Source organism: Grimontia sp. AD028 (assembly GCF_000973155.1).
Lineage (GTDB): Bacteria > Pseudomonadota > Gammaproteobacteria > Enterobacterales > Vibrionaceae > Enterovibrio > Enterovibrio indicus.
Genome location: NZ_LASY01000042.1, coordinates 21620 through 47822, shown reverse-complemented (window position 1 = coordinate 47822; position 26203 = coordinate 21620). Strand labels below are relative to the sequence as shown.

The 26203-nt window shown below is 48.6% G+C and carries 23 protein-coding genes and 1 pseudogene; 11 read left to right on the top strand and 13 right to left on the bottom strand.

All coding sequences use genetic code 11. The features are described from left to right. Positions 1-168: 168 nt before the first annotated feature. The gene (locus RN22_RS10300) at positions 169-1239 is read left to right on the top strand and encodes an acyltransferase (protein ID WP_046304202.1); all 1071 of its coding nucleotides are present in this window, start codon (positions 169-171) and stop codon (positions 1237-1239) included. Positions 1240-1265: 26 nt separating this feature from the next. Here the strand turns inward: RN22_RS10300 and RN22_RS10295 are convergent, their stop codons facing one another. The 6 genes from RN22_RS10295 to RN22_RS10270 all read right to left on the bottom strand — a co-directional run bounded on the left by RN22_RS10295 (position 1266) and on the right by RN22_RS10270 (position 7877). Next, positions 1266-1541 (bottom strand): DUF3081 domain-containing protein, encoded by a 276-nt coding sequence (locus RN22_RS10295; protein WP_002538173.1) that lies wholly within the window; start codon positions 1539-1541, stop codon positions 1266-1268. Between the two features lie 153 nt (positions 1542-1694). After that, positions 1695-2486 (bottom strand): FadR/GntR family transcriptional regulator, encoded by a 792-nt coding sequence (locus RN22_RS10290; protein WP_046304201.1) that lies wholly within the window; start codon positions 2484-2486, stop codon positions 1695-1697. After that, a complete protein-coding gene (locus RN22_RS10285; RefSeq protein ID WP_046304200.1) occupies positions 2452-3405 on the bottom strand; it encodes an ABC transporter ATP-binding protein in 954 nt (317 codons plus the stop codon). Before RN22_RS10285 ends, RN22_RS10290 begins: the two co-directional genes overlap by 35 nt. Further along, a complete protein-coding gene (locus RN22_RS10280; protein ID WP_197076280.1) occupies positions 3402-5279 on the bottom strand; it encodes a dipeptide/oligopeptide/nickel ABC transporter permease/ATP-binding protein in 1878 nt (625 codons plus the stop codon). The genes RN22_RS10285 and RN22_RS10280 overlap by 4 nt, the downstream gene beginning before the upstream one ends. Continuing rightward, positions 5276-6223, bottom strand: coding sequence for an ABC transporter permease (locus tag RN22_RS10275; RefSeq protein ID WP_002538169.1), 948 nt, complete (start codon positions 6221-6223; stop codon positions 5276-5278). The genes RN22_RS10280 and RN22_RS10275 overlap by 4 nt, the downstream gene beginning before the upstream one ends. 70 nt (positions 6224-6293) lie before the next feature. Continuing rightward, a complete protein-coding gene (locus tag RN22_RS10270) occupies positions 6294-7877 on the bottom strand; it encodes an ABC transporter substrate-binding protein (protein WP_046304199.1) in 1584 nt (527 codons plus the stop codon). Positions 7878-8037: 160 nt separating this feature from the next. Here RN22_RS10270 and RN22_RS10265 point away from each other — a divergent pair, with 160 nt between their 5' ends. The 3 genes from RN22_RS10265 to RN22_RS10255 all read left to right on the top strand — a co-directional run bounded on the left by RN22_RS10265 (position 8038) and on the right by RN22_RS10255 (position 10737). Further along, positions 8038-8691 carry a DUF1028 domain-containing protein gene (locus RN22_RS10265; RefSeq protein WP_046304198.1) on the top strand — a complete coding sequence of 218 codons (654 nt, stop codon included), beginning with the start codon at positions 8038-8040 and terminating at the stop codon, positions 8689-8691. Between the two features lie 3 nt (positions 8692-8694). Next, positions 8695-9918, top strand: coding sequence for a M20 family metallo-hydrolase (locus RN22_RS10260; RefSeq protein ID WP_046304197.1), 1224 nt, complete (start codon positions 8695-8697; stop codon positions 9916-9918). Positions 9919-10197: 279 nt separating this feature from the next. Beyond that, a complete protein-coding gene (locus RN22_RS10255; RefSeq protein ID WP_046304196.1) occupies positions 10198-10737 on the top strand; it encodes a hypothetical protein in 540 nt (179 codons plus the stop codon). A 139-nt stretch (positions 10738-10876) separates the two neighbouring features. On the opposite strand, the gene RN22_RS10250 is transcribed toward RN22_RS10255, so the two are convergent. Beyond that, positions 10877-11413, bottom strand: coding sequence for a DUF924 family protein (locus RN22_RS10250; protein ID WP_046304195.1), 537 nt, complete (start codon positions 11411-11413; stop codon positions 10877-10879). Positions 11414-11681: 268 nt separating this feature from the next. Between RN22_RS10250 and RN22_RS10245 the strand changes: the two genes are divergently transcribed. Continuing rightward, entirely contained in the window at positions 11682-13202 is a 1521-nt protein-coding gene (locus tag RN22_RS10245; RefSeq protein WP_046304194.1) for an FMN-binding glutamate synthase family protein, read from the top strand. 155 nt (positions 13203-13357) lie between these two features. Here the strand turns inward: RN22_RS10245 and RN22_RS10240 are convergent, their stop codons facing one another. The 3 genes from RN22_RS10240 to RN22_RS10230 form a co-directional block, all read right to left on the bottom strand. Further along, the gene (locus RN22_RS10240) at positions 13358-13561 is read right to left on the bottom strand and encodes a hypothetical protein (RefSeq protein WP_002538157.1); all 204 of its coding nucleotides are present in this window, start codon (positions 13559-13561) and stop codon (positions 13358-13360) included. 565 nt (positions 13562-14126) lie between these two features. Continuing rightward, positions 14127-14960 (bottom strand): hypothetical protein, encoded by an 834-nt coding sequence (locus RN22_RS10235; protein WP_046304193.1) that lies wholly within the window; start codon positions 14958-14960, stop codon positions 14127-14129. A gap of 287 nt (positions 14961-15247) precedes the next feature. After that, positions 15248-16504 carry a hypothetical protein gene (locus tag RN22_RS10230; RefSeq protein WP_046304192.1) on the bottom strand — a complete coding sequence of 419 codons (1257 nt, stop codon included), beginning with the start codon at positions 16502-16504 and terminating at the stop codon, positions 15248-15250. A 385-nt stretch (positions 16505-16889) separates the two neighbouring features. Between RN22_RS10230 and RN22_RS10225 the strand changes: the two genes are divergently transcribed. Further along, positions 16890-19004: a methyl-accepting chemotaxis protein gene (locus tag RN22_RS10225; RefSeq protein ID WP_046304191.1), complete on the top strand. Its 2115-nt coding sequence runs from the start codon at positions 16890-16892 to the stop codon at positions 19002-19004. Positions 19005-19007: 3 nt separating this feature from the next. Then, a pseudogene (locus tag RN22_RS25620) lies at positions 19008-19130 on the top strand (alkyl sulfatase C-terminal domain-containing protein); the annotation flags it as partial. 225 nt (positions 19131-19355) lie between these two features. Here the strand turns inward: RN22_RS25620 and RN22_RS10220 are convergent. Continuing rightward, positions 19356-20348 carry a nitrilase family protein gene (locus RN22_RS10220; RefSeq protein ID WP_046304190.1) on the bottom strand — a complete coding sequence of 331 codons (993 nt, stop codon included), beginning with the start codon at positions 20346-20348 and terminating at the stop codon, positions 19356-19358. Positions 20349-20410: 62 nt separating this feature from the next. On the opposite strand from RN22_RS10220, the gene RN22_RS10215 reads away from it, so the two are divergent. The 3 genes from RN22_RS10215 to RN22_RS10205 all read left to right on the top strand — a co-directional run bounded on the left by RN22_RS10215 (position 20411) and on the right by RN22_RS10205 (position 23676). After that, the gene (locus RN22_RS10215) at positions 20411-21289 is read left to right on the top strand and encodes a LysR family transcriptional regulator (RefSeq protein ID WP_046304189.1); all 879 of its coding nucleotides are present in this window, start codon (positions 20411-20413) and stop codon (positions 21287-21289) included. A gap of 363 nt (positions 21290-21652) precedes the next feature. After that, positions 21653-23203 (top strand): OpgC domain-containing protein, encoded by a 1551-nt coding sequence (gene opgC, locus RN22_RS10210; protein WP_046304188.1) that lies wholly within the window; start codon positions 21653-21655, stop codon positions 23201-23203. Between the two features lie 158 nt (positions 23204-23361). Further along, positions 23362-23676: a hypothetical protein gene (locus RN22_RS10205; protein ID WP_046304187.1), complete on the top strand. Its 315-nt coding sequence runs from the start codon at positions 23362-23364 to the stop codon at positions 23674-23676. Positions 23677-23745: 69 nt separating this feature from the next. Here the strand turns inward: RN22_RS10205 and RN22_RS10200 are convergent, their stop codons facing one another. Together RN22_RS10200 and RN22_RS10195 are read right to left on the bottom strand one after the other, a co-directional pair. Continuing rightward, a complete protein-coding gene (locus tag RN22_RS10200; protein WP_046304186.1) occupies positions 23746-24336 on the bottom strand; it encodes an isochorismatase family protein in 591 nt (196 codons plus the stop codon). Further along, on the bottom strand, positions 24333-25157 hold the full coding sequence (locus tag RN22_RS10195; RefSeq protein ID WP_046304185.1) for a pirin family protein: 825 nt from the start codon (positions 25155-25157) through the stop codon (positions 24333-24335). The genes RN22_RS10200 and RN22_RS10195 overlap by 4 nt, the downstream gene beginning before the upstream one ends. 103 nt (positions 25158-25260) lie before the next feature. Between RN22_RS10195 and RN22_RS10190 the strand changes: the two genes are divergently transcribed. Continuing rightward, positions 25261-26145 carry a LysR family transcriptional regulator gene (locus tag RN22_RS10190; RefSeq protein ID WP_046304184.1) on the top strand — a complete coding sequence of 295 codons (885 nt, stop codon included), beginning with the start codon at positions 25261-25263 and terminating at the stop codon, positions 26143-26145. The last annotated feature ends 58 nt before the right edge of the window (positions 26146-26203 follow it).

Below are 26203 nucleotides of genomic sequence, written 5' to 3'. Positions count from 1 at the left end.
GAGATTTGCCGATGCTTTTTCAACCAATCACTTACAATTTGCAACGCTTTTAATTTCCGCCTTCGCATATTCGAGAATCACGCCTCAGATTAAGGACGAAAATTACATATAGTTCGCGTTCACTCTGCTTTTTCTACTTGTGCACGCTGTGCAATTTGAGGAGACCACATGTCCAACGCCCGTATCCCTTCATTAGAGATGGGTCGTTTATTGGCTATTCTGGCCGTTGTCATCATCCACGCAGGCCCTCTTCGTGGGGAGGCTTACAGCGAAGGCATCAACACACTGTCTGATGTAATTAACCAAATCTGCCGCTTCGCCGTTCCTTTCTTTTTTGTTCTGACGGGTTACTTTGTCCAACCTAAACTGACTGAAACCCCAACCCGCACGTTTATGCACTATGCCAAGCCATTGATGATGATTTGGCTGGCGTGGAGCCTTATTTATCTTGCGGTGCCTTTCCGGTTGGATGTTGCCATGATAGAAGGCTATCTCACAGAGCGCACTGGATACTGGAACTATCTACTTCAAGCGCCGCTCAACACGCTTTTTGAAGGTGGCTTGGTGCATCTTTGGTATATCCCGGGGCTGCTTTCAGCGCTTGGTATACTCGCTTTGCTGATTAATAAGAACCAGCAAGGCCTTATCATGCCTCTGGCACTCGGTCTGTATGTTTGGGGACTGGGTGCGGGTAGCTACCAACCTATTATGGAAGGGGAAGCACCTATCTTCACCCGCAACGGACCCTTTTTCAGCTTATTAATGGTCACCGCAGGATTTGAAATGCGACGTCGCAATATCAGCTTCTCCAACAAAGCGGCTTGGACAATGACAATTGGCGGCATGGCACTCTGTTTAGCAGAAGGCGTTAACCTGTCTCGATACGATGTGTGGATGGCCAATCATGACTTCCTGATAGGCACACCGGTGATGGCGTTAGGGTTATTTGCCCTACTAATGAATAACCCAAACCTTGGCAACACGCCACTCACCTTTGCCCTTAGCAAGCGTGTTTTGGGTGTCTATGTCGCGCATTTCGTGCCGCTGATCTTGCTGTTTAATCTATTCGGCATGTACGCGATTGAAGGACCAGTGAAAGACATGCTTGTGACACCTTTAACTCTATTGCTCTCACTGGGCTTGGTGTGGTGCTTAGAGAAGACGCCATTGACGCGATTTCTGGTGGAAATGACGAAAGGGAAAAGAAAAGCACTGACGCCAGCAGAAACCACTAAGTAAAAGATAGCCCGGAGATTCCGGGCTTTTTAATGGTGGTCATCAACAACTTTATCTGTCACCAAAGCCTCTACCTTTTTCAGAAAACTGTCTCTCAGGTGGGCTTGGTCGTATTTCAAATCATAGGTGTTGTGGAACCCGATATGCAGTTCCACGCCATTACCCCTCAGATAGACGTTGTAACCGTCGTAGTCTGTCGATGCTTCCACACCTTCATAAATCTTACCAAATTCGGTGTCTTCGCCTTTTTCCATCACCACTTCAAAAGCGGCCAGTAACTTCGCTGGGTTGAGTTCATTTTTCATTGCCATTCCCTCACAACTGCCACGTTTTAGCAGCAAGTGCAGAGTGGTTTCTCTGCATTAAAATTATGATTTTCAATACAGAAACGCGCCAATCACGGATCACTGAAAGTTGATCAGTAATGGCATCTCATGCGGCAAGAATGAGAGGGAAACTTATTGCTGGGGAGCGTGAAGCATGAACCTGCGAGTCATTTCGACTTCCTGCGCTTCCATCAGCTTCTGAGCTACTTCCATATGTTCACGCATAATATTGCGGGCATCCCCAGAGCGACCCTCTTTCAAGGCCAGAATCAAATCTCTCTGGTGATTAAAGCCTTGCTCCCAAAGCTCATGATTATGAGGTTCATAAAGGTGTCTGTTGACCGTGAGATCAGCGAGCATACGGGCCATAAAACGGATGATAAAGCCCAGTAATTCATTTCCGGCAAGCTCAGCCAGAATGATGTGGAACTGGAGAGAGTCGATATGCTGAGCGCGCTCAACTTCGGCATTGAGCGCGGGTTGGGCGTACTTTTGAATATTCGCTTCAAGCCTTGCCAGATCTTCTTCTGAAAGACGTCCTGCCAGTGAAGCGACGAGTTCAGGCTCTAACAGGCAGCGTAACTGATAGATGTCTTTGACAGAGAGTTCGTTAAAGAAGAAGTAGTTGCTCAGCAGGCTGCTTGCCATCGCTTCAGACACTGCATTGATAAATGCGCCGCCCTTTGGACCCGTGCGGGTCACAATAAGACCCTGCGCTTCAAGCACCCGCATGGTTTCGCGGATGGTGCCTTTAGACATGCCAAACAGCTCCATCAGTGTTTGCTCATGGGGCAATTTATCTCCTGGCTTTAGTCCCTGTTCGACAATCCAGGTTTTAATAGCGTCCGCTACTTTATAGGGACGACGCATTTTTGCAGAAGGAGCTGGGTCATTCGAGCGGGAAGTAGCAGGCGACAAATTCATTCTCCTTAATTTGTGTCAGCGGCGGCGAAGCAGCAAGGCACTCAGATTGTGCTTTGGGACATCGACCCGCGAATGCACAACCTTGAGGTGGATTGAGCGGGTCTGGCAGTTCTGCATGTTGTGTGGGTACCTGTAACGGCCTCCCAACAACAGGCGCACTGTTCGCTAATAACTGAGTGTACGGATGTTTTGGAGAATTGAAAATCCTTTCAGCAGGTGCAAGCTCAACCAGTGAACCAAAATACATCACTGCGACTCTGTCGCTCACCGCTTCTACCACTGCCAGATCATGACTGATAAACAGGTAAGTGAGAGATAACGTTTGCTTCAGTTCAGCCAACAGGTTCAATACCTGCGCCTGCACAGACACATCTAGTGCGGAGACAGGTTCATCAAGCACCAATATTCTGGCATTCGCTGCTAACGCCCGTGCAATACCTATACGCTGCGCCTGACCACCCGAAAACTCGTGGGGGTAACGTGCCAAAAACTCCTCTCGAAGCCCGACCTGTGAAAATATCTCGGCAATACGTTCATCCCGCGCCGGTTTGTCCATACCGTGCAGATAAATAAGCGGGACTTCCATTAACTGACGAATAGTTTTTCTAGGGTTAAGGCTGCTGATAGGATCCTGAAAAACATATTGAATACGTTTCCCATTTTCTTCGGGGCGATCCGGTGACAAGACTTCACCTTCAACCAATACCCGGCCTTCGGTCGGTGTCGTTAACCCCACCAGCATTCTTGCCAACGTCGACTTTCCGCAACCAGATTCACCGACGATGCCCAGAGTCTCCCCTTGCTGCACATCGAGATTAATCGTCTGTACCGCTTTTACACCCGGAAGCGCCGGCGCAAAAAGAGGTTTCTTGAAAAAGTACGTTTTCTTCAATCTTTGAATTTGTAGAGCCGCTGTCATGCCAACCTCTCTTCTGGATAATGACACAGCACCATGCGTCCTGACGCTTCGCTTCTTGCTACTTCACCGTTTTGGCAACTGTCTTTGGCTTTGCTGCACCTTGCGGCAAACGCACAGCCTTGCGGCAGTTTGTCCACCACAGGTGGTAATCCCGGAATCGCTTCCAAATCTCCTTTCCCTCTTCCAAGCTCAGGCACACAGGCAATCAGCTTTTTCGTATAAGGGTGAGCCGGAGAATCGAGCACAGACTCGGTCGGCCCAGTTTCCACAATCTTTCCGGCATACATCACCGCCACCCGATCACAAAGCTGCGCCACTACCCCGAAATCATGGGTAATAAACAACACCGAGACATTTCGGGTACGTCGAAGCTCGTCCAACAGTGCAAGAATTTGCCCCTGTACCGTCACATCGAGCGCAGTCGTCGGTTCATCAGCGATGATGAGTGAAGGGTTATTCACAAGAGCCATCGCAATCGCCACACGTTGACGCATGCCACCGGAGAGCTCATGGGGAAATGCCTTCATCCGCTCTTCAGCGTTGGGAATATGTACCGCATCCAGTAAAGAAATTGCACGCTGCCTCGCTTCACTCGCAGGCAATTTTTCGTGCACTAAAATCGCTTCCATCATTTGTTCGCCGACACGATAGAGCGGATGCAAGGTCGCCAACGGATCCTGGAAGATGTATGCCACATCCTTACCACGCAGGCTTCGAAGTGTTTCGTAACTTGCCCCAATCAGAGATTCATCTTTAAAACGGATATCACCGCCACAAATCACCCCGGGTGGCGAGGCGACCAATCCCATCACAGAAAGTGCCGTCACCGATTTCCCTGAGCCACTTTCACCAATCAATCCCAGACACTCGCCCGGTGCGATCTCAAATGACACCTGATTCACGGCCTTATATACACGGTGGTTGATGTGAAATTGCGTCTCCAGTTTGTCGACTTTCAGTACCGCATGATTTGTTTCACTTGCTTCGACAGAATGGAATTCATCGCTCACTTTGGTGGCAGGTTGAGGACGGGTGAGTGCACCTGATTTCAATCTTGGATCCAGCGCATCGCGCACGCCATCGCCCAAGAGGTTAATGCTCATCACGATAAGGAAAATCATAATGCCCGGCACCACACTCGCATGGGGATCAGTGATCAGCGAATTTCGCGCTTCGCCTAACATAGACCCCAAATCTGCTTGCGGCGGCTGGGAGCCCAAGCCCAAGAACGACAGTCCTGCCGTTTCCAGAATCATCCAGCCGATGGTGGTAGACATCGCAATAACAATCACAGGAACGACATTAGGCACAATCTCAGACCAGATAATGCGTCGGTCAGACATGCCACAAAGTTTGGCTGCTTCAACAAATTCACGTTGTGCCAGCGAGACGGTCACACCGCGGATGTTTCTCGCAAAGAAGGGAATATTGACCGCCGCGACCGCGATCAAAGCGTTCAGCAAACCGGGACCCAGCGCTGCGACAATCGCCAATGCCAACAAAATATAAGGGAAGGCCATCAACACATCGATACAGCGCATAAAGAGATTATCAACGCGACCACCGTAATAGCCTGCGATAATGCCAATCGCTGAACCAATCAACGCAGCAATGAGCGCTGCTGCAAAGCCAACGGCGAGACTCAATTGGGTACCCCAAAGCAAGCGGGATAACAAATCACGACCCAAATGATCAGTCCCTAACAAGTGGCCATCACTGAAAGGGCGTAAAAAGCGGTTGGCAGTGTCTGTCACGGCGGGGTCTTGAAGCCCCAACAGTGGCGTGATCAATACAAGAAAGACAATCATCGACATCACAATGCCGCCAAAGGCTGCCAGTCGGTTTCGAACCAGAAGTTTCAAAAATGCCATCATGCTTTGATCCTCGGGTCGAGCCAACTTTGCAGCATGTCTACCGCAATGTTGAACAGCACGTAACAAGAAGCCACAAACACTACCCCGCCCTGCACAAGCAAAATGTCGCGTTTGAGGATCGCTTCCACCAGCATTTTTCCAACGCCGGGCCACTGAAAGACCATCTCGATATAGACCGCGCCTGAAAGCACAAAGCCCGCCTGAATACCGAGCACCGGAATAATGCTGACCATGGCCGCTTTCAGTCCATGTTTCCAAACCACCTGACGCTCATGTACGCCTTTGGCACGGGCAGTGCGGATGTAATCTTGTCTCAATACTTCGAGCATGGCAGAGCGTGAAAGACGGGCGATAACCCCCGTCGCCACAGACGCCAACGCCAGGGCAGGCATCACCAAATGTTTGAGCAAGTCCGGCAAGTCGCCACCGCCGTAGATCGCATACATACCGGAAACCGGCAACCAACGCAGATTGATGGCAAACAGCAGGATCATCATCATGCCGAGGAAAAAGGATGGAATAGAAATACCAAGCAATACCACCAGAGTGATGCCTTTATCCGTCAACGAAAACTGGCGTGCCGCAGACACCACACCAGCGATGATGCCAAGCAAAGAACACAACACAAAGGAGACACCCGCCAGAATCAGCGTGGCATTGAAACGCTCCAACACCTCGTCAAGCACAGGACGGTTGAGCGAATAAGAACGGCCAAAGTCACCCTGTAGCATGTTCGACAGCCAGATAAAGTACTGGCTGACCAAAGGCTGGTCGAGACCGAGATCTTTATTGATTTTGGCGACATTATCAGGCGTCGCGTATGCGCCCAAAATGGCCGTAGCCGGGTCGCCGGGAATCATCGACATGATGAGAAAGACGATAACCGTTATCCCGAGAAGCACCGGGATCGCGGACAGCAATCGTCGAAGAAAATAGTTACCCACGCGCAGTGCTCCTTTCTGCGTTCATCGACAGGAGAACAGCACTCAGGCCAAAGACCTGAGTGCTTGATTATTATTTTTGTACATCCTTGAGAATAAGGAAGAACGAAGGCTGCAATTTGAAATCCTGCACCTGATTATTGGTCACGGCATTCTGTTTCCAGTTCGCCACAAACACCCAAGGCGCATCTTCCTGCACAATTTCCTGCATTTCGCGATATAGCTTCGCGCGCTCATTTTGGTCAGTTGCCTCACGCGCTGCTTCGAGCAGTTTGTCGACTTCAGGGTTTGAGTAGTAACCCGAGTTGAAACCGCCTTTATCCGGCCATGCATCAGTGCGAAGTGCCAGGTATGGCAAGGTATCAGGGTCGTTGGTCATCCAAGCCATTTCCGCCATGTCAGCTTTACCTTCCAGACCAGGGTTCACTTTGCCAAGGAAGGTATTCCACTCGTAAGTTTCAATCGAAGTATCAAGACCCACCGCTTTCAGATCTGCCTGAATCGCGGTACCCATAGGCACTGGATCCAACATACCGGAGCCACCTTCAGTGACATAGAACGTCAGCTTCGCGCCTTCCTGACCGGCTTCTTTGATCAACGCTTTGGCTTTTTCAGGGTCATACGGGTATGGCTGCAAGCTGTCGTTGTAAGCCCAAGCGAAAGCTGGCGGTGTTGGGCCAGCGGCCACTTCTGCCGTACCTTCAAGCACACCTTCTACCAAGGCTTTTTTGTTGATGGCATAGTTCACAGCCTGACGCATTCGCTTATCCGCGAAGGGGCCTTCCTTGGCATTCAGGATAAGGAACCATACGTGTGGACCAGCCTGCTCAGCGACTTGATAACGGTTATTCTGGAACTCAGACAACGCGTTTGGCGGTACTTCCACCATCATGTCGATACTGCCTGCCAGCATTTCAGCAACTCGGGTGTTCGCGTCTGTGATCGGGCGGAATACCACTGCTTCCAACTTGGCTTTGTCGCCCCAGTAATCGTCGTTACGCACCACAACCACTTTGCTATTTGACGCCCACTCAGCGAAACGGAAAGGACCGGTTCCTGAAGGTTGACGACCAAAGTCCTTACCATGCTTTTTCACCGCTTCAGGAGAGACAATTAAGCCCGTTGGGTAAGCAAGGTTGGAAAGGAACGGGGCGTAAGGAGCATTCAAGGTGAACTTCACCGTCTTCGGGTCAACGGCTTCGACGTTTTCTACCGATGAGAAGAAGAAAGAGAGCGGGAAAGGACCCGTTTCATGATACGGATGTTTCTCATCCAGCATACGGTCAAAGTTGAACTTCACCGCATCAGCCGTCAGCGGTGTACCATCATGGAATGTTACGCCTTCTTGCAAAGTAAAGGTGTAAGTTTTGCCATCTTCACTGACTGTCCAACTCTTTGCTAAAGCAGGTTCCACTTCCAGTGTGCCATCTTTGTAACGGACCAAACCTTCATAAAGGTTCATCAGGATCCGGAAGTCGTTCACTGCGGTAACCGCATGCGGGTCGAGCGACTTAGGCTCAGCCACCTGACCAACGATCAATACGTTCGGTGGTGTCTGCGCCTGCAAAGTTAAAGGAACGATCGCACATACCGCTAACAACGCGGTTTTCGCTGCACTCCGCAGCCTTTGCATGAAATCACTTCTTATTTGTTTCATGGGGAAACTCCTTCCCAGTTTGTGGATGTGATGTTAAGAACTGTTTAACTTTTATTCACATTTATCACTATAAATTACTTGCCGCAAGTATTTATCATGATAAATTGACAACGCTGGGTGTTAAATTCACACTTAGATCACTGGCTCAGGAGCGAGACCTATGACTTATTCAATATTGGCACGAGATCCGGAATCTGGCGCGATTGGGGCTGCGGCGGCCACGGGCGCACTCTGCGTCGGAGGTTGGGTGATCAGAGGGAATTTAAAAGCTGGCATGTCAGCCTCACAAGGTGCGAAGCCCAGCACACTCTGGGGAAATGATGTGCTGTCCCAAATGGCGTCGGGCGTCAGTGCGGTCGATGCGGTCAATGCCATCACCTGCGCAGACTCTGGCGCAGCGCACCGCCAACTTGCCGCACTAGACCTTCACGGTGCCGGGGCTGTGCACACGGGAAGCGAAAATGGTGCCGCTCGAGGCAGCCTGATCGAGCCCAATATCGTGGTTTGTGGAAATCTGCTCTCAGACACACTGGTGTTGGATGCCATGATGAGAGCTTACAAAAACAGCAAAAAAAGCTTTGAAGAAAGATTAATCGCTGCCCTGTTTGCCGCTGAAAAATCAGGAGGCGACTACCGGGGCTTATTATCTGCAGCTTTGCTCGTTTACAGGCCCGACTCGCCACCGACAACCCTGCGTATCGACTACCACGATTCGCCCTTGCTCGCCTTGCAAACGCTTTATGAACGCCACAGCGACCCCGACTATCAGGCATGGAGGGATACCTTGCCGACACAAGAAAATCCGGAGCGATAATCAATGACTCACTTTATAGGCCAACGAGCCCAAGAATATTTAAAGCAACTTGCCGAGTGTACGGACTCAGAAATCGGTGTGACTCGCTTTCCTTTTACGCAAGAACATAAGCGTGCCAACGCGCTACTGACGGTATGGATGGAAGAGGCCGGCCTAACCGTTCACATGGATGACGCAGGCACGTTGATTGGTCGTTACGATGCAGGAAAAGGTACCAAAACGCTGCTGATGGGAAGCCATCAGGACAGTGTTAAACAGGGTGGCGCTTATGATGGAATCATGGGGATTGTGTTGCCAATCATTGCTCTTGAAGCGCTGAACCGTCAGGGGAAAAAGTTACCTTATTCTGTCGAAATACTCGCTTTTGCTGACGAAGAAGGTGTGCGTTTTCCCACTGCGCTGGTCGGCCCACGAGCACTGGCAGGCACTTTGGATAAGAGTGTCATCAACCGACCAGACAAAGACGGAATCACTTTACGTTCGGCACTTTCCAGTTTTGGTGTTCAACCGGAGAACATTGACCGACTCAAACGCAATCCTGAAGATATTCTCGGCTTCATCGAAACACACATCGAACAAGGACCCGTTCTCGAACACGAAGGCTTGCCTTTAGGAGTGGTCTCAGCCATCTGTGGTATTGAAAGGCATCAACTCACGTTTACGGGCCAAGCCGCCCATGCTGGCACAGTACCCATGCACCTTCGTAAGGATGCTCTGACTGCAGCCGCGGAAGTCACTCTGGAAGCAGAAAAGCTCGCGATAAAACTGCCGGATTTACTCGCCAATGTTGGGCAATTGGACGTCACACCCAATGTGCCCAATGCCGTTCCAGGCAAAGTTTCCATGATGATCGAGCTGCGCTCTCCCGTCGATGAAGTCAGGGAGAAAGCGGGAGAGCTACTGCAAGCATTTGCGAAAGAAACAGCACAAATTCGCGGGCTGGGCTGCGAAGTCACCCGAATTTACAGCCAACCTGCTACAGCCTGCGACCCTGCACTGCAATTATCGATCGCAACAGCGATTGGTAGCCTTGATAAGCGTGTATTTACCTTACCTTCCGGTGCCACCCATGACGCCTCAGCCATGGCTGACCTTACCCGTGTCGCTATGCTGTTTGTCCGGTGTAAGCAAGGGATCAGTCATAACCCAGCGGAATACGCCAGCGACGAAGACATGGGGTTGGCTATTGAAGCCTTGATGGCGCTGCTTCTCGATTTACAGTGTTAACTCTTTAATTCAGAGAATAACCAAATCACAAGCGAAAGGCCTTTCAACGGATGTTCCGGAAGCAAAGCTACCACGCTTTCGGACATCTATTGCACTTGATATAACGACTCAGGTTTCCACCTTAACCATCATCATTGCCTATCCACTAAGAAGTTCAGAAAAGACAAAGTCCATAAATTGATCCTTTAGGTATCAAAATGTGCAACTTATCAATCCGAAATTGAACCTCGTTTTATCGTGATTAGAATGGCGCACTCTTGTAACAAAGGGTGAATAGTGATGAAACTTAAAACCATTCTTCTGGCCAGCGCTGTCGCAATTGGCCTTTCTGGCTGCGTAATTCCAACGGACAGAACTTACTACAAACCAGAGGACAGTTTTGGTGAAGCTGTTGCTTCGCAAAGTTGCGGTTACCTGCGCACCAATCGAGATGCGCTACAGCAGTCTTTCGATGACTACATTATAAAAGTCAATGCCAGCCAGGATGGTAGAAATGGCGTAACCATAAGCGTTTCAGCCCTTGTTGATAAACCGCTACTCGACATCAATGACATCTTCTTTGATACCAATAAAGTGCGTCTTATCCAGCCTGAAAATCGTGAAAAACTGAAGACTAAAAACGCCTTCAGACATCAATCTGATGGCACCATCTGGCTCTCACGAACCTTTTTGCTGCCTGATGCTCCTTTCGAACAAGTCATAGAACTTGAGTTAGCCCCTGGCGCTATAACCATAAAAGGCAGCCCTTCAGAACGTATGGTATTCAAGTTTTCTCTAACAACGACCTTCGACGTATTGTATTTTTCGATAAACTGCTGATAGGAAATAGCGAAGGGCTGCACCATGCAGCCCCCTCTATATCTTTCCTTCTGACCGAGATGACTCCCCCACAAAGGAATGCCGCGCTCCCAATGCCAGCCAAACTCGCTAAGTTCTTCGTCTTTAGTTTGTTTGTCTATCAGAAGCTTGAGCCTGGTTGTTTCAGGAACTCGACTTCCTCTGGCGTACTTTCGCGCCCCAAAATCTCATTTCGGTGCGGATAACGACCAAAACGATCGATGATTTCTTTGTGGCGAATTTCGAACTGATAGTTGTCTTCAAGACCCGGTTGATTGAATAAGCGCAGCGCTTCCTCGTGAACAGTCTTAGACTCGCTGTGCATGTATGGCATATACAAAAAGCTCCGTTGAACAGGCGGAAGTTCCCGGTCAATACCTAAAGAAACCGCTTCCTGCGCCAAAGCTAAAGCAAGAGGGTCCTGAGCAAAAGAACGCGGCGTATCGCGATGAATATTACGCGAAAACTGATCGAGCACGATGATTTCTGCCAACCGACCTTCCGGCTCTTCCCGCCAGTCAAAACACTCACAGATCGACGCCTGCTCTAATACCTCTCCAAAACGCGCCTCAATGGTGCGATCCAACTCGTCACTCTTGGCAAAGCACTGCTTTAACGTGAGTTCCTCAAACCAGAATGTCAGCACCTTTCTGTACATCTTTTCCCTCCCTCTATTTATAACTTCCATTGTTGCTAGCTTCATAGGGTATAGCGCACTTCGTTGAATATAACTGTCTCGTCACTCAGATAATTGGATGTTTAGTCCAAACACTCACTTTAAATGCAAGTGTCGGGAATGAAAACGATTCTTCCAAGCCTCTTAACGAGCCTCATGAAAGTAGTGGAAAGCGTAAGCTTACCTATCCGGTCTATCGAATCGAGAGCAATAAATCCCATCAAATTGGGTAAATGAATAAGGATACAAAATGGAAGTTGTTACCAGCTGGGCATCCCGCGTGCTTGAAATCAGCGCAGCGCTATTCGTCTTTCTGATCGGGTGCGGTGTCCTTGCACTCATCTATATCTACATTCGGGACATCACCCAAACCAAACAAGCCATTCGCCGCAACTATCCGGTGATCGGCCGTTTCCGCTATTGGTTTGAACACATGGGCGAGTTTTTCCGCCAATACTTCTTCGCGCAAGATCGCGACGAACTTCCTTTCAACCGCGCCCAACGAAGCTGGGTCTACCGCGCGGCGAAAAATGTCGACAGTACCATTGCGTTCGGTTCAACACGGGCACTCAACCAGCCTGGCGATATCATTTTTCTCAACTGCCCTTTCCCAACGCTTTCTGAGGATGCCGTGCCAGCCAGCGCTGTCACCATTGGAGAAGGGGTAGCAAGAACGCCGTTTACCACATCAAGTTTTTTCAATATCTCCGGCATGAGCTTTGGCGCTTTGAGTGTGCCTGCCGTGCTGTCGCTTTCTAAGGGTGCAAAGAAAGCGGGAGTGTGGATGAATACCGGCGAAGGTGGCCTTTCCCCTTACCACCTTGAAGGGGGCGCAGATATCGTATTCCAGATTGGTACCGCCAAATACGGTGTGCGGGACGAAAACGGCAATCTGAGCCATGAAAAGCTCAAACAAATCGCCGCCCATGAACAAGTGCGGATGTTTGAAATCAAAATGAGTCAGGGCGCGAAGCCAGGTAAAGGCGGTATTCTGCCGGGCAACAAAGTGAACGTAGAAATCGCGGCTATTCGCGGTATTCCCGAAGGGAAGGACTCCATCAGCCCAAATGGACACACGGACATTCAAAGCATTGACGACCTGTTGGACATGATCGCCAGAATCCGAGAAGTCACAGGTAAACCTGTGGGTTTCAAAATGGTGCTGGGTGCTTACGGTTGGCTCGATAACCTAATGGAGGCCATTCATGCCCGTGGCATAGAATCCGCGCCTGATTTCATCACGCTCGACTCAGCAGATGGCGGCACTGGTGCAGCACCTCAATCGCTGATGGACTTTATGGGTTTGCCTATCAAACGCAGCCTGCCGATGTTGGTTGATGTATTGGAAAGTTATGGCTTGAAACAAAGGGTGAAAGTGATTGTTTCAGGCAAACTGGTCAACCCAGCAGAAGTGGCGTGGGCTATGTGTATCGGTGCAGATTTCGTGGTTTCCGCCCGGGGCTTCATGTTCTCGTTAGGCTGTATTCAAGCACTTCAGTGCAATAAAAACACCTGCCCAACCGGCATCACCACTCATGACCCTAAACTACAAAAAGGGTTAGTGGTCACCGACAAAGCCGAGCGTGTTGCCCACTATGCCAAGAGCATGATGTATGAAGTCGGTGTGATTGCCCACTCCTGCGGCGTAACCGAACCACGCAGACTTCGCCGCTTCCATGCCCAGATGATCAATGATCATGGCCTGCCTCAAGCACTGGATGAAATTCACCCCCCAGCGGAGGTGAAACCAAAGTATCGGGCGGAACTATAAAAAGGAATGCTGAAAACGGTGTCCCAGCAGGGAGCGGGGTGATTATCTCTGTGGGGACATGATGTAGATAAAAGGTTGAAGCCCGAATCCTGCCGGGCTTATCACCGACGCGATCAGACAGTTGAAGATGCCTGCATCAGCTGCTGAGTCTCAGATTACTGGTGTTGCTTGAAAAAACGCTCTGCGTTAGCAAACAGTTTTTCACACAATTTCTTTTGCTGGTCATATTCTTCAGAGCCCGCAGTCATGGCTTCCAGTACGGCTTTTTCTTTGTGGTATTCGCTTACCATCTGCTCAAATCTGGCTTCATTGCCATTTTTCCATGCTTGTTTCTGAAGGTTTGCTCTTTTCTTTCTCATTGCTAGTTCCTTTTTTGAAACCCATGAAGCTTGAAGGTTCTAGTGAGGGATTGTCACTTTGAACGACGGAAATCAGGCTCGTAGAGGAAAGCTACTAAATGGACGATTAAGAAGATGAATTTACTGAAGACGAAATGAATCGAATGGAAACTGAGAAAATACTTGGACTAAATGTTTCATTCATAGCTCTAACTCGAGAGCTCGCGACACTATACAGGTTGTTTGAGGAATAGATAGGCATTTCTTTGTATGATTTATTTTCGCCAATTTATTCAGCGAGTTAATGGGGAATTATTAACCTCTTAATTGGCCTTTGTTGCTATCCTTCTGTGCTATTGATTCGAAGTGCTTAAGCGGTGTACTTGTTGATATTGAAAAGCCTGGTTTCCCTCCTTTAATCGGGAGTCGTGTCTTTTTCGGTTTTAAAATCGCCCAGAGCGCAGGCTGTTTGGCTCTTGGTTCTGGAGCGTTTTGAGCAGAAACACTCTAGAGCAAACACCTGACACGAGCTAAGACAACTCAATTAGGCTGCCCGCTTAGCGACTGTCTTTCCGTTACTCACCGACTACCTGTGCCATACACCAAGATAGATTTCTCGATCACCAAATCGCTCAGCTTCGATATCGACGAGGTAATAACCTTCGCGATCAAGTTCAAGCCATTTGTTCATCAGCGACGGCCAGCTAGAAAATTGGTACAGGGCATTCCCTGAACCTTTTTCCCACACTCCGGTGTAATAGAGGCTATTTCCCGCTTGATAGGCTTCAACATCGATTAAGCGTTGGCCTTCGCGGTTTAGCGCCTTCCATTTGTCGGTCAATGAGCGCCAATTACCGAAACGATACAGCGCACCACTGGTCGCGTCACCTTGCCAAACACCAACAAATGTCGTGTTGCCATCCACACTGCTGACTTCCAAATCAATGAGCTTTTGATGACTCAGTGCATTCCATTTATTAACGAATGACTGCCAGCTACCAAAGGAATAAAGCGCCCCGCTCGGCGCACCCAACTGCCAGCTACCGGTATACCAAGTGGTATTTCCGACCTTGGAGATATCAATATCAATCAAGCGTTGGTTATCAAGCTCATTCCATTGATCAACGAACTCCGCCCAACTCGGGTATCGGAAAAGAGCGCCCCCTTTGCCGTCTCCGAGTTTCCAAGCACCTATATACCGATATTCACCATCCGAGGTGAACTTGATGACTTTAAAATCAATGAGCTGACCATCCAGGTTTTTCCATCGGTCAACCAAATCTGCCCACGAGGCAAACGCTTGTAAGTCGGAGTGCCGTTTTCCTGAGCTGTCGTGCGTCGCATGGACGCTAGTGATTGAAAGTATCAGCAAGAATGCGCTAGCACCGATTGATGCTATTAGTTGGCTTGGGATCTTCATTTTACCCTCCTATTTGCTTTGCAAACCGGATTGAGAGACTGAAGATATCACCGTGATGTCTGGCACTTATTACACTGCCTAAACCGCGTAAATCCGTTCAATGAAACGTGTTTTGGCGAAGAAGTGAGGACTTATAGCATCCGTTGACGCCCCTGTTAGAGATCACCGTCCACTCGATATCTATAGCTTTGTTTACCAAGTATGTGCCTAACTGCGGCGAACAGGCTGTATCATCAGTGGAAAATTGGAGGATGGGTTAAAGACACGCAACCCTCGCCCATTCCCTTTTAAAACACACTGTCTTGACGACAATCCGTCACCACAAGCAAGTTGGCAGTTTCTAACGCTTCATCACTTACCGTATCCTGCTCATCATCCACATATTCGACAGTGACAGCGCCGGAGCCAAGTAGCGGAGACAGCTCGCTGCAGTCGTGCGGTTGTTCAATGGTGATGTAATCAAGGCCGGATTGAGCAAGCGAGCCCCAGTTGCTGGCTGTTACATAGGAAAACACCACCGAGGCCGTCATATCGGACAAATCACCAAAAGATTGAATAGTGCTGTCTTCCACCGTGATTTGGGACAGGTAGGTGGCGTTTGTCAGTGGTGCCAGAGATTCAATATCACCGCCACTGAGTATCACCATATCCAGATAAGGAAACTGAGCCAGATCGTCTAGGCGAACCTTTGCGTTTTTGGGCAAATCACAGATAAACATCGTTATGCCATTCACACGTTCAACCCCACTCGCATCCGCAGATTGTTTCATGCACTCCGCTATCTTTGGCTCTAAGAAGGTGAGCTCTGATATCAACGGGGATGAGTCGTCTTCGTCATAGCCGTCATCCTCTTCAAAGAATGCATCATCCTCGCCTCCATTGAGCATCTCTGACGGCAAATCAAATTCCCCTTCTTCATTCAAGATCGCTTGACCAATCAGCGCATTGACGATGGCACCTTCCACTTCGCCAAACTGCTCAATCACAGGAGCGGCATCCTGCGCGATGCACATGTTTTGTATGGCGAATAGAGAAGGCACCGCAGCGACTAACACGCTATTGGCGGATATCGCCATCATGGCTTCATAGGCTTCACCTTCATCGCTGACTGACGCGTAATCCGTCACTGAATCGGCAAAGTCACGAAGCTTGCTGACTTCGGTTTGGTACTCGTCGACCATATTCGGCGTATAGCAGGCCGAGTTTTTATCGAGCTCACCGAGGAAATCGCGGTATTCGGCAATGTATTTATCCCCTAAAGCGGCATTGTCGTTCGCAATCACCGACAGCTTGCTGAGATCGATGCTGGATACCGCGGCCTTGGCACTTTGGGTTCGCTCCAGCACATCACCAATCCCCTCAACCAGATCTGAGTAAGCAACACCATTGTTTTGGGAGGCTTCCAACAAGGACTCAGTGCGCTGGCTGAACGCTTCTATGGCTTGCAGATTTTTATCCAGATCCGTGTCTGCCTGCGCGTAGAAAGAAAGCGTGGCAGTCAGCAGTGAAATGGCAAAAGCCCCCTGAATTGATAACTTTGACATGTTCATCCTGATACCTGGCTCTAGGGTCTGTTGAGGTGTTCAGAAAACATAAGCTTGTGGGGTTTCTGGGTCGAGATGCCTAGTGTGTTATTCATTGGACTGGCCGTTAAATGAGAAAACACACCGTTCAAAAACAAAGCTTTTCGGGCACTTCGATGAAAAAATTAAATTAAAGATTTATAAAAAACGGAAATAATTCACCTTGTCGCACCAATGAAGCAATCACTGTTAAATAATCAATTTATTTCATGCCGAAGATATAGACATTTATCAAGACTTCATCGAATATTGCGCGCCTTTTATGCTCAACGGACGAAATGAATACTATTTTCCGATGTTGGGTTTATTTAGTTCCTTCCTCTTTCGGATCTAAAGACACATTTTTATGAAGTCGATTAAGCTAAAAATCAGTACGTTTACTGGTATTGCCACCCTTGCCGCGATCAGCGTGATGACGGCATTTTCGCTCTATTCTTCCACCCAGTTACAAACCCATTCAAACCAACGTAACCAAACCTTACTGTTGGAGATGTTCAACAATGGTCTGCAGGCTGAATTAAGCTCTGCCGCTGAGATGATCGCCGGCGAGCTATCGGACAGCTTCATTCAAACTTCCCTGATGGCAGAAAATTTCTCCCGCCAACAGAAAGCCAGCGATCAGGATACCCGCGATACCTTACGCGCCAGCTTGAACCACCAACTGAAAGGGTTACTGGAGAGCAACCTAAATGCTCTCGGTGTGTTCACCGCATGGGAGCCGAATGCCCTTGATGGTATGGATAGCCTTTACGCCAGCCAAACTGGACATGACCGCAGCGGGCGTTTTATTCCTTATTGGAACCGCGATGCAGCTGGCCGTTTCCAACTGGAACCGCTGGCAGGCTATGCGGATGAAACCCGCACGGATGGCGGCGCACGTGTCGGTGAATACTATCTTTGCTCCCGCGACAGTCGCCGAAACTGCCTGCTCGACCCTTACGTGTACCCGGTTAATGGCCAGAATGTGCTGCTGACTTCTGTGGTCTCTCCGGTCATGGTAGATGGTCAATTTGCGGGTATCACGGGTCTGGATATTTCATTGGCTGCCCTTTCACACGTCGCGGAATCGCTCAGCCAACGTCTCTATCAAGGCCAAAGCCACGTCATGCTGGTGACGGATCGCGGCACAATTGCCGCAGACAGTGAAGACCGTTCGCTGGGTGACTCAGTCAAATCATTAGGTGGCGATGCAAATCTTTGGGCTAACCGTCTGGGCCGAGACGGCTATCAAAGCTTTACCAGTGCCGATGATCAACGCATCACGGCGATGATTCCGGTGAAGGCCAATGCCGATATCGCACCGTGGACACTGGTAGTGACACTCGACAAAGCCTTGGTGCTAAAAAACGTTATCGCACTCCAGCAACAAGCACAGGAAGATCAGCGCGAACAAACCCTGATTTCCCTGCTGATGGGTGTGGTGGTGTTGCTGGCAAATATTGCCCTGATTTGGGTGATTGCAGGCCGAATCGCTGCGCCTATCCGCAGCACGTCTGAGTTTATGCTTCAGGTGGCTGATGGTGACTTCACACGCCGTCTGAGCAGTGAAGCAGACGCGCCGGATGAAACCGGAGAGCTAGCGCGTGCTTGTAACACCTTCCTTGACCAGACTCAGGCGGTGATCAAGCAAGTGACCGCAACCAGCCATACGGTGTCTGACAACGCTGTTCAGTCTTCTGCGGTTTCCCAGCAAACGCTGGAAGGTGTCAGTCGCCAAATGCAGATGGTGAATCAAGTGGCGACAGCAGCGACCGAGATGAGCACCACCGCACAAACCGTGGCCCAACACGCAGAGAGCGCCGCGAACGCCGCAACATCGACCCAGAACGCAGCCGCTCGCGGTCAGCAAATGCTTAACGAAGTACAACAGGCTATCGAAAAGCTGGAAAGCGAAGTGTCGGAAGCGTCTAACGTCATTACCCGCCTTGGCGAAAACAGCCAGAACGTGCATGGCATTATTGATGTCATCAAAGGCATTGCAGACCAAACCAACCTGCTGGCACTGAACGCAGCGATTGAAGCCGCCCGCGCCGGCGAATATGGCCGCGGTTTTGCCGTGGTGGCTGACGAAGTGCGTTCTCTGTCGCTACGCACCCAGTCTTCTACCCAACAAATCTACGATTTGATTAACCAGTTGCAGGTTGATGCGGAAAGCGCGGTTGAAGTGATGGATGCAGGTAGCCAGAGTGCACAGGCCTGCGTCGAACTGGCAAACGATGCTGCTGCGCAGCTCACCCAGATGACAGATGAAGTGGACAACATTTCGATGCTGAATACTGAAGTCGCCAGTATCGCAATGCAGCAAAGCATGGTGTCAGAGCAAGTCAGTCAAGATCTAGTGGAGATCAGCCAGGTGGTGACCGAACTATCCAGCGCGGCAAGCCAATCACAAAGCAGTAGCCAACAGCTGAAAGAAACCGCCGAATCTCTCGATAAAATGGTCAGCCATTTCACCGTCTAACCTCGGATTAACAAAGTGCTGATGGGCAAGACATCTATCACCAAACTTGTTGAGCAGGGCAACGCGAAAATAGACGGTAACGGTAAAGCACTAACCGACATCGTGGGAATGCTGGATAACTTCTAATTTTGGTTCAATATTATCGAGCCAAGAGTTCAGAAGTGATCGTCACACACTGACATGCAAAAGAGCCTCAATTGAGGCTCTTTTTTTTATTGAAATTCGCAACCCAATTGGCGGTGTGTTTCGGCTGGATTGTGCCCCAAAGTTTGTTAGGGGCTCTTTATGAAACAATATATTAATGGTCGCCAACGTATTATTCGTTGGCGACCACTCAATAAGTTACGTCATCTATTTTAGTGTCGAGAATCTTGCCTGATAAGGCGTCAATTCATTCCCTTCCATCGTTAAGGGAGCGTATAAATTAGGTCTACGACCTCTTATCCAGCGTCTGCCTGTACACATATTTAGATCTTTCGCATTGAGATCAGCAATAACCATATCATTATCGACGCAGTCAGTTTCAGCGATAATTTCGCCGTAGGGATTGAGCACCATCGCATTCCCCGTTCTAACTTCATCCATATCAACCCCAACACCGTTACTAAAGATCAGGAACATGCCATTATCATGGGCACGCGCGGGTAGCCAACGCATTAACCATTTTCTTCCTTTAGAACCTTGCATTTCAGAACGAATCGAATCTGGATTCTGTTTACGATTATGCCAAAGCTCGGGATCAATCAACCCCATCGCATTGGGGCTGCGAGAGTTCGTGCCGCCTGTTTGATGAGGCGCGACTAGGATATCAGCCCCTTTTAATGCTGTTATTCGAACATTCTCGACTAAATTATTATCCCAGCAAATCAGGATCCCTACGCGGCATCCATGTGGCGTATCAAATACAGTGTATTCATTACCACTTCTCATGTGTTCGCTGACAAACGTATGCAGCTTTCTGTGTTTGGCTATCTGGCCATCAGGCATGGCCATTATGTAAGAATTATAGAAATTTCCGTCCTTGTCCTTTTCAATTAAACCTGCTCCTATGCTGAGTTGGTATTGTTCAGACATTTTTAGCAAGCGTTGAGATGTTTCCCCTTGTGGGATGAACTCGGACAAATCATTGATCTCTGATTTTTTAAGTTTCGAAACATGCCAATAACCAGTCACACACATTTCAGGGAATGCGATGATTTTTACCCCTTGTTTAGCCGCCTTTTCTACGTAACTTTGAATGACCGATAAGTTGTAGTTTTTATCGTTCGCATGGTGGTTAAATTGGACAGTCGCAACACGGATATCTTTCATAATTGTTCCCTTTACTTGGTGAATATCAACCATTTTAAAAAGGTCGTTTGATTCCGTATAATGAATAAAATTCCTATATTTAATGAGCTTATGGAATGGATTTTATCGATTTATGCGCATTCTGCCAGTTAGCGTTAGATGGTAACTATCGAGTAGCTTCAGAGCACTTACACATCACTCAGTCAGCTTTAACTAAGAAGATTCAGCGCCTTGAAGCTTTTTGTGGAGTAGTTTTATTTGAGAGAGGAAGACAAGGAGCCAGTCTTACTGCGGCAGGCGTAGCTCTTTTACCTGAAGCGCAACGAATTGTATCGAGTTTTGAATCTTATAAATCTCTAACTCAACGAGTCGCCAAGGGAATTGCAGGAACTCTTAATATAGGTTTTGGTATATCTTCCTACCACCTTGCACCAGATTACATAGCTAAGTTTAAAAAACACTACCCAGAGATCCACATTACACTTAACGATATACCATCTCAAAAGCAGTCAGAGTTCCTACTTCTGGGGGATCTTCATCTTAGCTTTAGTCGACTACCAGCTGTAGCTCCGCTGACGGGCGTGAAGCTCTGTACAGATCAATTAGTGCTTGCGATACATAGAAGCCAAATCATAGACAAAAACAAATTATGGTCTTCGTTAGATTCAATCGATTATTTACAGCTTAACCCTGAGCGAGGTAAGGGGCTAAGCCAACAAATTAACATGCTATTAGAGGAGCATGAGAAAAAACTTAATGTAGTTCAGGAGGCCGATGATATTCAAACATTGTTGGCACTAGTATCAGCAAATTTGGGCTTCACTATTGTTCCAGCAAGTGTAAAGCATATTGCGAATGAGCACGTCGTTTTTTGGGAACTGCCCGGGGAAAGTAGCTCATGGGATGTCGGCCTAATTTGGAATAAGCAGTTAGAGAGCTTTGCAAAAGATAATTTCATTCAATTTGTTGAGAAGATGCAAATTGAACGTAGTTGATTCTATAGGTGAATGGCCACCGAACTCGTAGGCTGTAGTAACTTAGATTTTCCCCTACCCCAGTTTATCTGATCTGTATGGCTTAGAGTTCCGACTCTAAGCCATTTTTGTCCAAAACCAATTTAGCTCAAAGGCGTGGGGGCAAGGCTCTTCCAATTCTGGCTCAACATCATCGAACAAAAAGTGCAGAAATAACCGTCACACACTGATATGCAATTGAGCCTCAATGGAGGCTCTTTTTTTCGACTCGTCTATCAATCCTTCTGACAAAACCCTTTCTAAATTCAATACCGCAATTTTTGTCAGATGCTCTCTTTTTGCTTGCGACACAATAAGTTGCAATAAATCACAGGGAGACGAGTTATGAAAAGAATACCTGCGCTCGATAGCCTGCGCGGTTTGCTGCTGGTTTTAATGACGATTAACCATCTGATATGGCTCAGTGGCGGTAGAAGCCTGCTCCAATACTTTACCCTTCAACCCCTTGGTCAGTTTGGTGCGGCAGAAGGCTTTGTGACGATTTCCGGCCTGCTAGCAGGTGCGGTTTATAGCCGCGCTGAACTTTCAGACAGGGAGGCCACAGGGAAAGTCCTGCGACGCGCTTTTACCATCTACAAATACCATATGGTCAGCCTGCTTCTGGTGATGGTGTGGTTCTCTTATTGCGCTTTTGCGTTGCCCACTGTCGCGCAATCCCTTGGTAACAGCTTTAACAACCTCGGGGAAGCGCCACTGGCAACCATTGTGCTGAGTGCTCTGCTGATCAACAAACCTGATTACCTTGAGATACTGCCTCTGTACGTCATTTTCATGCTGATTTTGCCCATCGCGCTGTACGCGTTCCGCCGGGGGTTGATGTGGCTGGTGCTGGCAATCAGTGTCGGGGTTTGGGCAATCAGCACACAGATTAACGCCAGCCTCCTTTCCTCACTGTTTGAGACAAATGTTCAGGTCGGCTACTTCGACCCGTTTGCGTGGCAATTGCTGTTTATTGGTGGCGCGGCAATTGGCTTTTCCAATGCCAAAGGCAAGCTGCGTTGGTATCACCCTGCCATTGCCACGGTCTGTTTGGCTATCGCTGCGTTGCTATTTGCTGCTCACCACGGCGCGTTTCTTTCCATGGGTATCCATCAGGGCGTGTTGTATTCCTTTGCTGATAAGCCAGAGCTGGGTTGGCTGCGCATGCTGAACCTGATGGTTTGGGTATACCTTGTCGCGACAATTATCCGTAAATGGCCTTCAGCGCTGGTTTTCCGCCCATTGAGCTACATTGGTAAAAACTCACTTCAGGTTTTCACTTGGCACGCTGTACTGATTTACTTTGCCGCACCTTTCCTGAGCGAAACCGTTCTCAGTGGTTATTACACCCTGTTGGTGCTGCTTCTGACCGCGACATTGTGGATCGCATCCTGGCTTCAGGAGTGCCGTAAGCAGGCTGGCAAGACCTTGATACCGGTTACGGCTCTGGCGTCTGTTTTTGTTTTGGTATTGAGTGCCAGTTTAATTAGCAAGCAGCCCAAAGAAGTGCCGACATTCGCACAGGGTGAATCCTACCCGCTGACGATTAAAATCACGGATATTCGCGTGGAGGAAGCGGGGGTGGTTGTGTTGGTTTACAACGAAACAGACAACCTGATGGGAGGCGCGCCAACTGCCCATGCCAACCATTACACATCAGACGAAGCCCGCGAGGGCATCACATTGGAAGCACTGCCATCAGGCTTTTACGGCATCATGGCATATCAGGATGTAGATGGTAACAACACGCTGTCGTTCGGTACGAATGGGATCCCTTCTGAAGGATTTGGTTTTTCAAACAACCCTGCACCGCAAGGCCCGCCCTCTATGGCACTGATTAAGTTCGCCCACCACGAAGCGCAAGACCAAACCATTCACTTATTGAACTTATATTGATTCCCAAACAGGCACTTCGGCTCAAGATGCAACCGAAATGCCTTACTTTTAAACATGTTACCATCCTCTAAATCACACACATCCGACCACAACCCATGTGAAAACGTGATAGAAATCACGCCGCGCTATAGATTCCATAAATATGAGACCACGGAAAAGTGATTATTTTTAACATTGATTCAGCCGGACATATCCATCCCTTGCTGAAAAACAACGCTTTCGACCAAGGCATTGCTCTTTACTTTAACGACGGAAAAACCAATCGCCGAGTAAAAAGCTGCCGGGAAATTCATGAAGACTTTGAAGGGAATGGCATGTTCACCAGTGTGTTCATGGGTTTTCGTCTTTCCTTTACTGACGGTCAGGAACTGCATATCGAGGCAGATACCAATAAGCCGTCAAGGCTGCTTGGTCTGCCGTTTCAGGTAAACCGCCAAATAGAGAAAGATTTGGTGGAGTGGGTGGCAGGTTAAGCACCCCAAATATTTTCCCCGCTCAGAATGAAAAAGGCCTCTTGTGAGGCCTTTGATTCATGGGGCGCATTATTGCTTGGAAAGGATTTCTTCAAACAAGATACCCACCAGTTTCTGTCCGTTTTCACTGCTCCAGTCTTGTGCCAGTTCAGCGATGACCTGATTGGTTGAGGTCAGGGTGACGCCGTGAGATTCCATTCTTCTCAACGCAGTTTCATCGGCAGTTTTGGTTGGAGAGCCACAACCGTCGACCACGACTTGTACGTTATAGCCCAGCGACAAAGCAGTAATGGCAGGATAAATCACACATACATCCGTGGTGATTCCAGAAATAATCAGGTTCTCTTTGCCGGTGGCTTTGACGGCTTCAGCAAAATTCGGATCCTGCATCGCATCCACAATACCTTCGCGTTGGATGCGGTTCTCATACTCTTCCGGAACCGTTTTTTGAAGCTCTTCAAACAGTAATCCCTGAGCATTTTGCTCCTGACTGGACGTTAAAACCAACGGCATACCCGTCTCTTTAGCAGCTCTAGCCAATGCGATCGTATTCCGCTTAATCTGGTCCAAATCTGCTGAGTGAACCCATCCCATCGTGCCGACTTGGTGATCGATCAGCAGCACTGCAGAATCTTCAATTGAAAACCATTTATGACTCATTTCACTTCCTCTCTTCGTTGTTGTAGTAGTTGTTGAATACGTTGTGTCCCTTGACGTGCGTTATCTGAATTAGAGTGAACAGATGGTCCTGTCGACACCATGTTCTGAGCCAGCTGTTCTCCGGAAAACACCAGAAACTCGGTATCCGCCTCCATCGCTGACAGCACCATGTCATTTAGCTCTATGTCGAGCTTGATCAATTGCCGGGTGCCAACCGACCTTTCACCTGCGCCCACTCGCCCTTTTATGACGTAGATAAACCGGCTCTTTTCTTTGCCACTAAATCGATGTGTCCATTCGCTGCCTTCGCCGTCCATCGAGACATGAAAGTAGGAGAGGTCGATGATGTGCTGCAAAGGGCTTTTCACGTCCTGATATTCACCGACGATTACCTTGGTTGCCGTGGAGCCACTCCTAACAACAGGTACGTTTGAATTGTTTGCAAACTGGTAGCTTGGGGCTTCCATTTCCCTGTCAGTAGGCAAAATCGTCCACAACTGAAAGCCTTCAAAACTACCGTTTTCTGACAACAGGGTTTCTTTGTGAATGGCACCGCCACCCGCAATTAAAAGCTGGGCTGAACCTTTCTCAAGCATCCGGGTTTCGCCGGTTGAGTCTTCGTGCTTGAGGTCTGCGCCGGTAATGTAGGTAATGACACCTATTCCCGAGTGACCGTGAAAATCAAAACCAGCCTGCTTTCTGTCCGATTGCAACGAGAAGTGGTCAAACAGGCAGAACGGGTTCAGTGCCCCCATGTTGCTGCTGTCGATAAAACCGTGAATCGGGCCATGCCGACGCCCGGTCATTACTGCATTTATCATGTTCAATCCTTGTTCTTCACCTTTTGTCTCATCTTATCCACGGCTCCATTACTTTATTAGATGGTATTATTGGTTTTATTTATCCCATTAATGAGCGCAATCGATGATCGATCTCAATCAGATAAAGGTCTTTGTCTATGTCGTTGAAAGTGGTAGCTTTACTGGGGCGGCAAAACGCCTGGGAATGCCATCAACCACCGTCAGCAGGAAGGTTCAGCAATTAGAGGATGCGTTAAATACCCGGCTGATCAATCGAAGTACACGGAAGCTTTCGCTCACGTATTCAGGTGACATCTACTTTCAACAATGCCAAACATTTTTGGCTGGAATTGAAGATGCCAATCAGTCATTACTGCACATGCAGCAGGAACCGCAGGGCCTACTCAGGATCACCACCCCTATCGATTTTGCAGACTGTTATTTGCAACCCGTCATCATTTCATTCATGGAAAAGCACCCCAAAATTAATGTCGAAGTCGTTATTAGCGACAGCCTGATCGATCTGATAGAAAACAATATCGACATTGCGTTTCGTTCAGGGTTTCTTGCCAATTCTTCACTCGTGGCAAGAAGGCTTATGAGTAAAATGAATGTCTTTTGTGCAAGCGAGACCTATTTAAAACAGTATGGTTATCCCGAATCTCCGGAAGATCTGGCTCATCATTGCTGTATTCTTGATAGGCACACTGACAAGCCCCAAGTTTGGCAATTTAATAACGGGGAAAAGGTCGTTGATGTTCCCGTTAGTGGACGCTTTTTTGCTGACAGCATCCACTTGAAAATTAAAGCGGCGATCGCTGGATTGGGGATCGCAAAACTTCCTGAAGCGTTGGCGAGATTCCACTTCGCTCAGGGAAGCCTCGTCCAAGTGCTGGACGATCAGATTATTGATGCAGGCGCCATGCACATTGTTTATCAATCCCACAAGCATCTCCCTCAGATTACCCGTTTGTTTATTGATCACGTCGTCGAGGTGTTGGCGGAATAGCAGGATAGAAATGGGTGATGAACACCAGAAATTTTTGGAATTACTTGGCATTGGGCCG